This window comes from Caballeronia sordidicola (assembly GCF_002220365.1).
GTDB lineage: Bacteria > Pseudomonadota > Gammaproteobacteria > Burkholderiales > Burkholderiaceae > Caballeronia > Caballeronia sordidicola_C.
This window is the reverse complement of sequence record NZ_MTHB01000276.1, coordinates 1-12,637: the sequence shown is the minus strand read 5'-3', so window position 1 is coordinate 12,637 and position 12,637 is coordinate 1. Positions and strand designations below refer to the sequence as shown.

12 protein-coding genes and 1 pseudogene are annotated in these 12,637 nt (G+C 58.4%); 11 read left to right on the top strand and 2 right to left on the bottom strand.

Going from position 1 to position 12,637, the window contains the following annotated elements; genetic code table 11:
- Positions 1-36 precede the first annotated feature (36 nt).
- From BSU04_RS39895 to BSU04_RS39880, 4 genes are all read left to right on the top strand, one after another.
- Complete coding sequence (locus BSU04_RS39895) at positions 37-909, top strand: NmrA family NAD(P)-binding protein (RefSeq protein ID WP_089165711.1); 873 nt, start codon at positions 37-39, stop codon at positions 907-909.
- A gap of 140 nt (positions 910-1,049) precedes the next feature.
- A complete protein-coding gene (locus tag BSU04_RS39890) occupies positions 1,050-1,679 on the top strand; it encodes an NAD(P)-dependent oxidoreductase (protein WP_089165710.1) in 630 nt (209 codons plus the stop codon).
- A gap of 62 nt (positions 1,680-1,741) precedes the next feature.
- On the top strand, positions 1,742-1,933 hold the full coding sequence (locus tag BSU04_RS39885; protein ID WP_089165742.1) for an SDR family NAD(P)-dependent oxidoreductase: 192 nt from the start codon (positions 1,742-1,744) through the stop codon (positions 1,931-1,933).
- Positions 1,918-2,493, top strand: a complete 576-nt coding sequence (locus tag BSU04_RS39880) for a helix-turn-helix domain-containing protein (RefSeq protein ID WP_089165709.1) — start codon at positions 1,918-1,920, stop codon at positions 2,491-2,493. Before BSU04_RS39885 ends, BSU04_RS39880 begins: the two co-directional genes overlap by 16 nt.
- A gap of 394 nt (positions 2,494-2,887) precedes the next feature.
- Here BSU04_RS39880 and BSU04_RS39875 read toward each other — a convergent pair.
- Positions 2,888-4,318: pseudogene (locus tag BSU04_RS39875) on the bottom strand (IS1182 family transposase).
- A 348-nt stretch (positions 4,319-4,666) separates the two neighbouring features.
- On the opposite strand from BSU04_RS39875, the gene BSU04_RS46040 reads away from it, so the two are divergent.
- On the top strand, positions 4,667-4,849 hold the full coding sequence (locus tag BSU04_RS46040) for a hypothetical protein (protein WP_144021500.1): 183 nt from the start codon (positions 4,667-4,669) through the stop codon (positions 4,847-4,849).
- A 420-nt stretch (positions 4,850-5,269) separates the two neighbouring features.
- On the opposite strand, the gene BSU04_RS39865 is transcribed toward BSU04_RS46040, so the two are convergent.
- On the bottom strand, positions 5,270-6,199 hold the full coding sequence (locus BSU04_RS39865; protein WP_089165707.1) for a LysR family transcriptional regulator: 930 nt from the start codon (positions 6,197-6,199) through the stop codon (positions 5,270-5,272).
- Positions 6,200-6,303: 104 nt separating this feature from the next.
- Here BSU04_RS39865 and BSU04_RS39860 point away from each other — a divergent pair, with 104 nt between their 5' ends.
- The 6 genes from BSU04_RS39860 to tnpC all read left to right on the top strand — a co-directional run bounded on the left by BSU04_RS39860 (position 6,304) and on the right by tnpC (position 12,492).
- A complete protein-coding gene (locus BSU04_RS39860) occupies positions 6,304-7,284 on the top strand; it encodes an NmrA/HSCARG family protein (RefSeq protein WP_061939274.1) in 981 nt (326 codons plus the stop codon).
- A 217-nt stretch (positions 7,285-7,501) separates the two neighbouring features.
- Positions 7,502-7,873 carry a YciI family protein gene (locus BSU04_RS39855; RefSeq protein WP_089165706.1) on the top strand — a complete coding sequence of 124 codons (372 nt, stop codon included), beginning with the start codon at positions 7,502-7,504 and terminating at the stop codon, positions 7,871-7,873.
- 331 nt (positions 7,874-8,204) lie between these two features.
- Entirely contained in the window at positions 8,205-9,959 is a 1,755-nt protein-coding gene (locus tag BSU04_RS46905; RefSeq protein ID WP_179258605.1) for a hypothetical protein, read from the top strand.
- 288 nt (positions 9,960-10,247) lie between these two features.
- A complete protein-coding gene (gene tnpA, locus BSU04_RS39845) occupies positions 10,248-10,670 on the top strand; it encodes an IS66 family insertion sequence element accessory protein TnpA (RefSeq protein WP_089165705.1) in 423 nt (140 codons plus the stop codon).
- Positions 10,664-11,011 (top strand): IS66 family insertion sequence element accessory protein TnpB, encoded by a 348-nt coding sequence (gene tnpB, locus BSU04_RS39840; protein WP_144021499.1) that lies wholly within the window; start codon positions 10,664-10,666, stop codon positions 11,009-11,011. The genes tnpA and tnpB overlap by 7 nt, the downstream gene beginning before the upstream one ends.
- Positions 11,012-11,061: 50 nt before the next feature.
- A complete protein-coding gene (gene tnpC / locus BSU04_RS39835) occupies positions 11,062-12,492 on the top strand; it encodes an IS66 family transposase (RefSeq protein WP_089165704.1) in 1,431 nt (476 codons plus the stop codon).
- Positions 12,493-12,637: the final 145 nt, after the last annotated feature.

Genomic DNA, 12,637 nt, shown 5'->3' with positions numbered 1-12,637 from the left:
GGCAGTCCTCTGTCCCTCAATATCCGGAGAAAGCATATGTTTTTAGTAACGGGAATCACGGGAAAAGTAGGCGGCGCAACGGCAGAACATCTGTTGGCGCACGGCAAGAAAGTACGCGCGCTGGTCCGCAATCGCGAGAAGGCGGCTCACTGGGCGAACCAGGGTGTGGAACTTGTAGACGGCGATTGGAATGATTCGGCAGCCGTCGAGCACGCGCTCAAAGGCGTCGAAGGCGCGTTGGTCATGTTGCCGGCTGTCTGGGCGCCCTCGCCCGATTTCAAAGAAGCCAGGGGCGTCATTGCAAACTATGTCGAGGCGCTCACCAGGGCATCGCCGCCGCGAGTGGTTGCGCTTTCGTCGATGGGGGCGAATAGAACCGGTGGGCTGGGGATGATCACGGCGCTGGCGCTTCTGGAGCAAGGATTTCGCGACTTGACATTGCCGATCGCTTATGTGCGCGCCGGCGGATTTTTCGAAAATTTCCTCTACGGCTTGCATGTTGCCCAAGGTGGCACGCTCCCCGTCTACTACAACCCGACCGATCGGAAATCGACCATGGTCGCGACAAACGACATCGGTGCCGAAGTCGCAGCGCTTCTGACCGGGCCGGCATGGTTGGGGCATCGCGCCATCGAGCTCGGTTCGATGGTCAGTGCGGATGAAGTAGCGACACAATTGGGAGAAGTCCTGAAGGTCGACGTCAACGCCTTTGCTGTACCGCGGGCCGGGTGGCCGGCAGCGTTCGAGCAGCTCGGCGTTCCGAAGGGCCAGACGGGACCGGCCGAAGCGATGTATGACGCCGTCAACTCGGGCTGGATGGACCTCGGCGTCGAGGGTACGGAGCACGTCCCGGGCGCGACGTCTGCCCGCGATGTCTTCGCGGCGGCCCTGAAGGCCGCTACAGAATAGGTCAGCGGATCAGCGATGGGATACGACTTTGGAAATTTACTCCGGGTATTCGTACTCCATCGTGATTCTGGCAGAGCAACCAAAAGAGCCCATTTCCATATGAAATGCGGCGTTCATACCAACAACTATCGAGATCGACTATGAAGGTTCTTGTTTTGGGTGCAACGGGCGGAACCGGACGGCTGATCGTCCACGACGCCTCGGAGAAGGGTCATTCCGTAGTCGCGTTAGTTCGCTCGAAGGCGCGCGCGCCCGACTTCCCAGGCGCAGACCTCATTGAGGGGGATGCCTGCGACGAAGGCGCCCTAATGCGCGCCTTGAAAGGCTGCGATGCCGTCGTCAGCTCGCTGGGCACGGGCGTTAGCCCTTTCAGCGAAGTCAGCGTTCTGACCGAAGCGACACGCGCGTTGCTCCCGGCGATGAGTCGCAGCGGCGTCCGCCGTCTGGTCTGCATCTCCGCCCTGGGGGTGGGAGATAGCCGCGGCCATGGCGGCTTCGTGTTCGACCGGCTGTTCCAGCCCTTGCTGCTTCGCCATGCCTACAAAGACAAGGGGCGCCAAGAAGCCGCGATTCGCACCAGCTCACTCGATTGGGTCTTAGTCCGGCCCGCGATGCTCACCAACGACCCAGCTCGCGGAAGCGTCAGGGCCATCGTTGACCTCGCCGACGTCAACGGCGGCAAGGTCGCACGCGCGGATGTCGCTCAGTTCGTGGTGGAGCAACTGGCGAAGGATACGTGGTTGAAACAGACACCCGTACTCCTATGGTGAGGACGGGTCTCGTGGATCACGTTCTTCAACGACCTAGTAGTCAGGCATACAAGAGGTCACGAATGAACAGATTGGAAGGCAAGATTGCGCTCATCTCGGGAGGCACAACCGGGATGGGGGCTGCGATCGCGAAACGATTCCAGACGGAAGGGGCCACGGTGATCGCCACGGGCGCCAACCCGGAAACACTGGAGAAGGCCAAGAAGGAACCATGGGCCTCGAAGTCCACTTCCTTTTTATGTTCACCGAAATGAAAAAAAATATTCCATCCGCGCAATTCGGCGGCAAGATCCGCGCGCTGAGACAGCGGCTAAAGCTCACTCTTGACTGTACGGCAAGGGCTGCAGGGATTTCGAAACCTTTCCTGTCACAGATAGAGCGCGGCTTGGCCATGCCCTCGATTGCCTCGTTGAAAGGCATTGCAGACGCGCTTGGTGTTGCCGTGCAATACTTTGTTGACGCTCCAAGCGAACAGAAATTTGTGTGTCGGGTTGAGGAACTGAGTTTCTTCGAGTTCGCGGATACCGCAAACTCGTTCGCGAGACTTACACATAAGTCTGGAGGCCGACGGCTTGAGGCCGTCCTTGTGAGATTCCCGCCCTATCAGAGCGGACCTGCCGATATGCCAACCAGCGCAGAAGAAGAGTTCCTTTACGTCACTTCGGGTGAAATTTCGTTGACTCTTGAGGGCAAGACATTTGTGCTCAAAACAGGGGACAGTGCGCATTACCAATCGACGCTGCCCCAAGGATGGTTGAATAACCGATCTACTGAGGCGCTTGCGATCTGGGTCGGGACGCCGAACCTACTTTAAATGTTGAAACAGACTAATCGCAAGCCACCAATTTAGCGCGATCGCCTGGGAGCCAACGATTCCGTGACCTTGAATCGCAACGCTGCGCAACCCGATCGAAGAATAATCGTCGTTCGCTAGGCTGCACTCAGCGCGCATAGTGACTAGGGTGCGTTCGCGGTCCGCGTCCAATAGGCAACTTGCGTGTTTTCCAGCAAAGTTGCGCAGCGACGATTGTCGACAATCTAGGGGCCAGCGTTGAACGTCCGTAAGTGGCCCAGAGCGTGTCAAAACGCTGAGTCACCGGGAATTAGCGAAACCTGTCTTGCCGCAGGTTGCGACTTTTCGATTGCGGCGATCCGAGCGTGAAATCACAGTCGAAGTATTGCGAAGGCGCGGCACCTCCCAACAGGCCTCACGCCCGCATCGCTGTCATCAACGCTTCTGAACCGAGTAGCTTGATCGCTCGCTTCATGTTGTACGCAAGCACGTGCAAGCTCATTTCCGTGCTCACGCGCTCGATGGTCCGTGTCAGGAAATGAGTGGCGCCCATCCATGCCTTGATTGTCCCAAACGGATGCTCGACAGTCTGTCGCCGGATGCGCATCATTTCAGGGGCATGATCAAGTCGCGCCTGCATCCCGTCAAGAACAGCTTCGTGTTCCCAGCGTGCCACGCGACGTTGAGGGCCTGGAGTGCAGTCCGCTTTTAGCGAACATTGCTGGCAGTTCGAACTCCAGTACTTACTGATCTTCAGACCGCGCTCGACAGTTGAGAATCGCCAGATTAGCCGCTGGCCCGCCGGGCACCGATATTCATTCGTCTGTGTGTTGTAAATGAAGTCATCCTTGCCGAAGCGGCCATTAGCCGTTGCGCTCGATGTCACCGGCTTCGGAACGAACACGCTTATTCCGGCCTCATGGCATGCCAGTATCTCCTCGCTCTTGTAGTAACCCCGATCCGCAACTGCAGTGAGCTTGTCCACGGCCATCTCTGTACGGGCAAGCTTCGCCATCGACGTCAACTGATCACGATCGATGTCATCATTGGTAACGACGTGCGCGACGATCATGTGGTGCTTCGTGTCAACCGCGGTCTGCACGTTGTAGCCGACGACCCCCGTTCCTCGTGTCTTCATCGAACGAGCATCTGGATCCGTAAGCGATACCTGTTTGTCGGGTGCTGCGTTGAGTTGAACCTCGATCTCCTTGAGGCCTCGCATCTGCTCCTTCAAGGCCGCAATCTTGTCTTGCAGTCGCTCCGTGCGGACCTTTGCGATTGCAGGCTCCTGACGATCCGCTGTGTCCATCGCCTCGAGATAGCGAGCGATACTTGACTCGATGTCGCGCATGCGTCGTTCAAGCTTCGCGCTCGTGAAGTTACGGTCACGGTGGTTCACCGCCTTGAACTTGCTGCCGTCAATCGCAACGATCGCTTCGGCGAAGAGGTCCAGACGCTGGCACAGCACGACGAACTGACGGCAGACGCTACGGATCGCTTTGCCGTTGTCTTTACGGAACCGCGCAATGGTCTTGAAGTCCGGTGCCAGACGGCCCGTGAGCCACATCAGTTCGACGTTGCGCAGGGCCTCGCGTTCAAGGCGGCGGCTCGACTGAATACGGTTCAGGTAACCGTAGATATAGATCTTGAGCATCACCTCGGAGTGATATGACGGCCGACCAGTCAACGCTAGTTCGACGCCTTCAAACCCTAGCTTATGAAGATCAAGCTCATCGACAAAGACATCAACTACGCGCACGGGATTTGTGTCCGTCACGTAGTCATCGAGCGCTTAGGGGAGGAGAAAGCTTTGCGTACGATTGTCGCCTTGAACAAACCGCTTCATCACGCTCATCCCATCGCTATCGGATGGCAAATTTTAGCGCTCCAAAAAGCGTTTTGACACGCTCTGGGCCGAACCCGGGCGGATGCCGTAACCGCCGGCGCGTCCCGTCACGCGTCGACCAGCTTCGGCACAGGTCGACCCGTAAAGGTCATCCAATTGTCCTCGTAACGGACATTCGATTTATCATCTCTGCGATGATCGAACTATCAGCCGCGATGAACCAGGGCAGCGAACCTCTGCAGCCATCAGCCATACGCACCGCGGTGGCCTATTGGCTTAGTGTGACCGCGGCGACCACTTATATGACCGCCTCATGGTTTCCGCGTGTAATCGCGCAGCGAGCTTTGGATGGACTCCTATACCCGCTTTGGCAAACAGTTTTGGTTCTTCTCTCAGACTGCGGCCTCATCGTCGTCATTTGGTTACCGGCTGCGTTCTTTTCCGCTCTGCCAGGCGTTCTGCTTAACCTCCTGGCCCGCCGATACCGCATTCGAAATCCGCTTTTTTACGTTTTTATGGGATGTGGTTTAGCGCTTCTCGCTGTCGCTCCCATCATTTGGGCAACATCTGGTTTGACGTGGTACACAGATCCCCCGAACCCTCCACCGCCCCCCACGTTTTGGCAGGAATTCCATTCGATGGCAAACATATTCGCGGTGGCGGGCGCCCTGGCTGGCCTGACGTACTGGATCGCAGCGGGTCGCCATTTCGGCCGGAAGCCTGTCTAACTTTAGCTTCACGAATCTCGCTGTCCAACGTCCTGCCTGCCCGAATCCAATCCGATGCTGAACTGAGCTGGTGGCCCGGTGTTGATCACACCTCATCCGACGCAAGTCGACCCATATTCGCCATTCGGATTCCCAGATTGGTCACCGGGAAGCGGTCGTTCAAAGGGGCGGTCTGGCTTCGACTTAGTCGTTGCACCGCGCGCTGCCGCCCGGGACTACCGGTCTATCGTCGCGTTATCTTCGCGGGTTCGCCCCAGCTGGCGACCAGTGCCCTCAGCGACTCGCGCACCCAGCGCTGGGAGGCATGTCCGTGGCTTCGCTCATGCCAAAGCATGCTCACCTCGAAGCTCGGCACGGGAATAGGGCAGTCAACGATCATCAACGCGTCGACCCGATCGCGCACGAGTCGTTGCGGTACTAGAGCGACGAGGTCGGAGCGGGCCACGATGTCAGGCACAACCAGGAACGAGGCCGCGGACAGCACCACGTTGCGCTGGAGACCTAGGCTCGCCAACATATCATCCACGGGCGTGGAGAAATCGCCGCCGCGCAGCGACACGATGATGTGCTCCAGCTGTGCAAATTGTGCCGCCGTGAGCTTGCGGCGCAGACGCGGGTGGCCGAGACGGCCTATCAGCACGTAGCGCTCGTCGAACAGGTGACGGCTGCGCAGGTTGGTCGGGGCGTCGCGGGGCGTCATCAACGCGAGGTCTACCTCCCCGCGGGCCATCTGCGCTGCTAGTTGCGGCATGTCCAGGAAACGCACCGCAACCCTCACGCCGGGCGCTTGTTGGCGCAACTGCAATACCAGCGGCTGCACCAATGCAGCCTCCAGATAGTCCGTGCAGGCGATAGCCACAGTCAGGCGGGCCTGCGCAGGATCGAAGTGCACATGACGGCCCACCGTGGCGCGCACTTGGTCTAAAGCATCACGTAGAGGCGCCAGAAGTTCATCGGCCTTTGCTGTGGAAGTCATGCCACGCTGCGCCGGAATCAGCAACGGATCGTCGAACAGATCGCGCAGGCGCGCGAGCTGTGCGCTCACTGCCGGTTGGCTCAGATGCAAGCGGCGCGCGGCGCGCGTCACGTTCTGCTCTGCCAGCAAGGTTTCTAGGGTGACAAGTAAATTCAGGTCCAACCGGTTGGTATCCATTGCATGGATTGTAGACCAGAAGACCGACGATTTCACTCCGTGCGAGGTTCTGCCCACACTGCACATGTCGGCGCGCGTGTTGCGTGCCTGTCCGGAGAAATCGCATGTCCCATTTATCATCAATGCCTCTGATTACCGTAGCTGGTGCCTCCAGCAAGCAAGGCCGCAGCGTGGCCAGCACGCTGCTGGATAGCGGTCGCTATCGAGTGCGCGCTTTGGCGCGAAGCGTCGATAGCGAACCGATGCGCGAACTGGCCCGGCGCGGCGCCGAGGTCGTCGTCGCACCGCTGGAAGCGGGGCGCAAAGCGCAGTTTGCCGCGGCTTTGCGAGGCTCGCACGGCGCTTTTTTGATGACGCCGCCAATTGCGCCCGTACCGCCGCCGGGCCGTCCCGAATTAGCGCTGGGCATGGAGCTGGCTGACGCGGCGCTCGCCGCGGGCGTGGAGCATGTCGTCTGGAGTAGTCTCGAAAATGTCGACGATCGCACTGGCGGCACTCTGTGGGCGCCACACTTCACCGAGAAGGCGCTAGTGGAAGCCTACCTGCGCACACTGCCGCTTCACAGTTCATTCATCCAACTTGCCTTTTTCTACAGCAACTTTCTTGAGCACTATCTGCCCCGCCCCCAAACTGACGGCGGCTTGAGTTTCCCGGTTTACCTACCGCCCGACACGCCCGTGCCGTTCGTTGATCCGCTGACCGCGACCGGTCCGGCGGTGATGGCGCACTTCGACAATCCGGAGTCGTATTCCGGCCGAACATTACCTGTCATCGGTGAGGTACTGACTGCGCGCGAACTTGTGGAAACTTTCGTGCGCGTTTCGGGGGTGCGTGCGCACTACACGTCTGCATACACACGCGAGGATTTGCTAAAGAACTTCCCCGCATTCGGTGCCGATGAGTGGCTGGTACGCGAGCTCGTGGGAATGGTTACCTACGCGGTCGAATACGGGTACTACGCACCCGACCGGGACCTGGCATGGAGCCGACGAAATGATCCGACCGCACTGACCTGGGAAGACTTTCTTCGACGAAGTGGTTGGCGGGGAGAGCATATGAGCTTCGGTGTTGCAATCGGCACATAGAAGCTACGTCCGCCCAAAGCGGCCATACGCGACGGACGGCTCATGGCCGAACCCCGTCCTCTCGAATCTTGAAGTCTTTCCCCATCCGTCCGTCTACGTCGGGCAGGAGGGGACCCGAAGCGGACAGGCTGGTGAGACCCGCTACAAACTAGCCAGAGCATTGTCGATTTCCGATCATCACATTCGTCGTTAGTGAACCCCATTCAAAGGATTTCCCATGAAATACCTCGGCCTGGCCTACTTCTCCCCCGAAAAATTCGCCGCGATGGCGCCAGACGAAATCAAGGAATTGGTGAGCCAGTGCCCGGCATTGGACGAGAAGATGCGCGCTACCGGCAAGGTTCTGATTTCCGCCTCCCTTGGCGATCTGGACAAGTGGAGGACGCTTCGCCCGCGCACTGGAGAGACGCGCATCACCGATGGGCCTTACACCGAGTCGAAGGAAGTCGTGGGCGGCCTATTCATCATCGAGGCGGACAGCCTTGACGAGGCGTTACGCATCGCGTCCATGCACCCGGCTGCCACACTGGGCGAAGAAGGCGGATGGGCCGTCGAGCTTGTCCCCTTGGACTTCTATCTGGCGCGATGAGGAATTGGACGGCTGTCTCAGAAGGCGTTGGCGTTCCTTTTACCGCAGACACCTTCACTGCGTCGGGAGTCATCGCGGCGATGTACCCTCCTGGCCGGGTACTGCCTTATGCGATTGGCACACCTGCTTGAGCCCTGCACGGCTGCGGTCGGCAGCACGCGACCCGTTTGAGACGTTCGTGGTGGTTGATACCGGACATTCACATTGAACGCAGCACGCAAATATTTAGCGACTGTCTGTCAAATTGCCGATAGCGCGGCACCATCCAGCGGATCATTTCGGGCTGGAACACCTGATAGCATACGGATAAAAATAAAAATGGAACGCGCCTATGCCCAGCCACTGCTACTGGTCGATCTGTTTCATCCACCTGCCTACCAACGGTGTGAAGTTTTTCGGGTTTGCTGAATATCTGGCCGCCGTCGCCCTTATCGCGTTGGCCTGGACGATGGCCGACTTCAGGTACAAGTTCCGCGTAGCGACGGCACCGATACCATTGCAGATGACCACTTTCGTGGTAGTCGCTGCGGTTGGCGTCTTGACGCTACTGACCGATCTTTGGCGCACAGAAGGTTGGCTGGTTCCCGAGGGGCCATTTACGCCGGGTGAGTGGCAGGCGCTGCTGGGCGCAGCGTTCCTTTTCAATTTCATCGTGTGGATTGCCTTCGCGTTCGCACTCCCGTCGCGATTCGGCCGGTTGAACGATGAGCGGTTCGGCTTTCAGGTTTACAAGGTCATTCTCAGAGGAATACCCGCCGAACTTTCTGAGGCCGCAGACGAACTTATACGATCGTTCGAGCGACTCATCCGCTACGCATGGACCGAGCCCGAGATTGATGGTTTGCCGAATGGAAGTGGCAAAACGCATGCCGACATAAACGGACTGTTTCGAACCCGACAATGCGCGCACGAAATTCTGCTCATGCTAGGTGACAAAAGGTTCTGCCGGCAAGTCGTGAGTTCGTCGCCGCCGACTGCACTCGTTCTGTTTGACGAGATGGAAAGGCAGAATAAACACAGCGTAAGCCTTGGAACGTTCGCCAAAAATATTACGACGGAGGCGATTGCGAACAGGGATTCCTTCGCGTATCACGAAACCAGCGGATACGAAGCAGGTCTGCTAGGTCAGGTGAAGCCACTGACCTCTGCGCTATACGGAAACTACAAACTCGTCAGTGGGCTAAAGCAGGTCTATGACGTCCACTACGAGCAGTATGGGCGGTGGGATGCGGCGCAGTGGAAAGCGTTTAGCCGCCTGCTGCTGACCACGACGAAGAACTTCGTCGCAGTGCGTGGAGCGCCCGGAGCCTGGTACTATCCGCCCGAAATTTCCAGAGCCGTTGATCTGATCCAGAATTCGGCTAATGGACTGCCCATGCTCAACGGAAAGCCGGAGGTTGCGTGGTCAAGTGACGATTTCGAAAAGCTGCAGGTCGCCGCAGACTTCGCGAACGCGTTTATAGAAGCGCTGGGCCCGATGAAAGGCAAAGGCTATCAGACGTTGCGAAAGCACAAAGGAAAGTTCAGTGCTGACGTCTACGATATCGCTGCCAATCTTATATTCCATCTGGTGTTCATCGCCGCATCGATAAAGACACCTGAGACCCTTTCGTGGTACGTCCAGCACAACGTCGTCTGGTCTACATTCTTTGACATGGTGGACACAAGTGAGCCATCGACCAAAGTGGTCCAGTTCAAGGTCAGGCGGCTCCTCTACAACGAACTCAAACGAATGGACACTTTTCCAAACTTCAAGGGTACGCGTCTGCTCGGTCTATTGCTAAACGTCATGGGACTCTCGGATCAGGCTCCATCGAATTACGATAGAAACTCGCGCCCACTCAAACGCGCGACGCTGAGTTGGACCAGGAAAAATTTTGCACGAATTTGGGAAGAAAACAATCGCGCAGTCGGTGAGAACGCGCTGGTCGATGGCATCACATACGATGCCGATAAGGCATGCCTGATCCATACCCAGCCACCGATGCTAGGCAAGGAAGCCCGATCAACGGTGTTTCAGGTGAATCCCTACGTGAGTCCCTATGGGACGCTCGGGACGGGTGACAATAGCCAACCTAGTAGCTAAAACCGCACTGCCCCGTCCAACGACGCATGAATGTTGAAGCCAAGGTGCGGACGCATGTAGTTGGTACGCTGGTGCCCAGGTAGCTTGGTGGGACGACGGTTCTATTAGGTGGTTTGATTGTCGCCAACCTAACGCTCCTTGTCGAACGGCCGGTTGTGGCCGACAAGAGGCGGTCACGCGTGCCAGACACACGGCCACTCGATGCACCGTAAGCGTCAGCGGATCCCGTCTTGAATCGCGACGTCCCGAATGTGAAGGTGATGCTTTCGTGAGACCGAGGGCAATGCGATGGAAGACGAGATCATTAAGGCTGCAACGGCGATGGGTACACGTCGCCCCCGGCAAGGGGAAGCGTTCTGGGGCGAAATGGTCGCCACCTGGAAAGCGAGTGGTGTCGGTGCTCGGCGGTTCTGCCGAGAACAGGGTCTCGCGGTAAGCACCTTCAGCCTGTGGCGCAAGAAGCTCGCAAGCCCGGTTAGAGAGATTAAACAGCCACTCGCGGTTACTGCGGATGCGGCATTCATCGTTTCCAATCTGGATGGTGAAGTGGCTTCCTCAAGGCCACCTGTTGCAACGCAAGCGGCTGATGTGTCGCCGTCGCGTGACGGGGTGACGCTATCGCTCGCTGGCGTTCGTATCGAACTGAGCGGCGTTCACGCCGAGCGCATCGTGCGATTTGTGCTTGGACAGCTCGGAGGTGGCCGGTGCTGATTGCCTCGGACGTTCGCGCTTACATTTGTCGCGACCCGGTAGACATGCGCAAGGCGATCGATGGGTTGTCCTATCTCGTCGAGCCGTTACTTGCTCAGAAGCCTGCATCGGGCAACCTGTTCGTCTTCGTGGCGCGCGACCGTTCCAAAGTGAAGATTCTTTATTGGGACCGGACCGGCTTCGCGCTTTGGTATAAGCGTCTCGAAAGAGGCCGTTTCCCGTCACCCGCGTTACTTGCTCAGCGCGGCTTCACGCTCGCCGAGCTCAACGCATGGCTCGAAGGCATCGAGATTCCGGCGCGAGAGCCGCACCGCACCGTGGCAGTAACGCGCGTGACGTGAGGTGCTCCAGCGCAGCGCCGAGCTTGTAAACGTGGCCTGAGTTAGGCATCATGGAACATATGCCACCCAACGCCGTCACTGTCGCGGATCTTCCCGTCGAGCCCGATGCGCTGCAAGCGTTCGCGCTCGAACAGAACCGACTTGCACGGGTGTTGTGGGAGCAGTTGGAAATCCTCCAGCATCAGATTGCACAGTTGAACCGTGCGCGCTTTGGCGTGAGCTCCGAGCGCCTGGCGGCCCAAGCCGAGCTGTTTGACGCCGCCACGGATATCCCGGCACCGCCAGCAGTCGACGCCGTTCCTGTAGAGAGTCACACCCGTAAAGGGCGTCCTGCACTGCCCAAGGACCTACCGCGCACACGCATCGAATACGATCTGAGCGACGAACAGAAGATGGCGTTCGATACGCTCGAACGCATTGGCGAAGAGCGCAGCGAGACGCTGCATTACGAGCCGTCCAAGCTGACCGTCATTGAGCACATCCGCTTCAAATACGTGGCGAAGAAGGACGGCGAATCGACCATCGTGACCGCCAGCGCTCAGCCGTCGCCGTTGCCTAAGAGCAATGCAAGCGCCAGCCTGCTCGCCAACGTCCTGGTCAATACCTATGTCGATCATTTGCCGTTGAATCGTCAGGAAATGCGCTACGCGCGCCGTGGCGTGTACTTGCCGCGAGCTACGTTGTGCGAATGGAAGCTGGCATCGGCCGAGCTACTCTCGGTACTGCTGCCTAGCTTGCGCGCTCACCAGTTGAAGGCGCCGCGCATGCACGTGGATGACACGACGCTACCTCTGCTTGAGCGAGGGCACCCATCAACGCGCACAGCACGATTATGGGGTTATCTGGGCGCGGGCCAGCGCAACGAGAACGGCTTGTGGGTCGACCATCCGCCGGCAGTCGTGTTCGAGTTCGCCGAGTCGCGTGCTGGAGCACATCCGCTGCTGTACCTAAACGGATACAAAGGGTATCTGCAGGCTGACGCGTATAGCGGCCATGGTGCGCTATACGCGCGCGGCGATGTTATCGAGGTTGGATGTTGGGCCCATTGCCGTCGACGGTTCTTCGAAATTGCTAAGGATCAGAAGGAGCCGGGGCTCGCAGCGCAAGCCCTTCAGTGGATCGCCAAGCTATATGCGATTGAATCACGGGTCAAAGACCAGACACCAGACATCAAGCTCGCGGCACGGCAAACCGAAGCCTTGCCGGTGCTTGCACAGTTTCTTCAGTGGCTCGAGGCGAACAGCATCGGTTTGGTCCCACGAGCGCCGCTTGCCAAGGCATTCGGTTATGCGTTACGGCATTGGGAGGCGCTGATCCGGTACACGGAAAACGGCGTCCTATTGCCAGACAACAATGCTCTGGAACGCCAGATCAGGCCCATTGCAATGGGGCGTTCATTGTGCACCTCCTTCCGAAACCTCGATAAACATTGGGATTTGTCCTTCGACATCGTTGCGACACGGGCGATGTTTGCGTGTTAGCGCCGACGTAACAACCTCGCTGCGTAGATCACTCGCGCGAATCTGCCACGGGGCGTCGGGCATCACCTGCTCGGCTGGCAGAACCCGATCGTTGATCAACCGGCGGATCGCGTGACTGGTGACGCCGAGCAGTTTTGCGGCTTCG

Excerpts from the sequence above, each read along its gene's own strand:
- BSU04_RS39895 (WP_089165711.1), top strand. The coding sequence starts at position 37 with ATGTTTTTAGTAACGGGAATCACGGGAAAAGTAGGCGGCGCAACGGCA.
- BSU04_RS39890 (WP_089165710.1), top strand. The coding sequence starts at position 1,050 with ATGAAGGTTCTTGTTTTGGGTGCAACGGGCGGAACCGGACGGCTGATC.
- BSU04_RS39885 (WP_089165742.1), top strand. The coding sequence starts at position 1,742 with ATGAACAGATTGGAAGGCAAGATTGCGCTCATCTCGGGAGGCACAACC.
- BSU04_RS39880 (WP_089165709.1), top strand. The coding sequence starts at position 1,918 with ATGTTCACCGAAATGAAAAAAAATATTCCATCCGCGCAATTCGGCGGC.
- BSU04_RS46040 (WP_144021500.1), top strand. The coding sequence starts at position 4,667 with ATGGACTCCTATACCCGCTTTGGCAAACAGTTTTGGTTCTTCTCTCAG.
- BSU04_RS39865 (WP_089165707.1), bottom strand. The coding sequence starts at position 6,199 with ATGGATACCAACCGGTTGGACCTGAATTTACTTGTCACCCTAGAAACC.
- BSU04_RS39860 (WP_061939274.1), top strand. The coding sequence starts at position 6,304 with ATGTCCCATTTATCATCAATGCCTCTGATTACCGTAGCTGGTGCCTCC.
- BSU04_RS39855 (WP_089165706.1), top strand. The coding sequence starts at position 7,502 with ATGAAATACCTCGGCCTGGCCTACTTCTCCCCCGAAAAATTCGCCGCG.
- BSU04_RS46905 (WP_179258605.1), top strand. The coding sequence starts at position 8,205 with ATGCCCAGCCACTGCTACTGGTCGATCTGTTTCATCCACCTGCCTACC.
- tnpA (WP_089165705.1), top strand. The coding sequence starts at position 10,248 with ATGGAAGACGAGATCATTAAGGCTGCAACGGCGATGGGTACACGTCGC.
- tnpC (WP_089165704.1), top strand. The coding sequence starts at position 11,062 with ATGGAACATATGCCACCCAACGCCGTCACTGTCGCGGATCTTCCCGTC.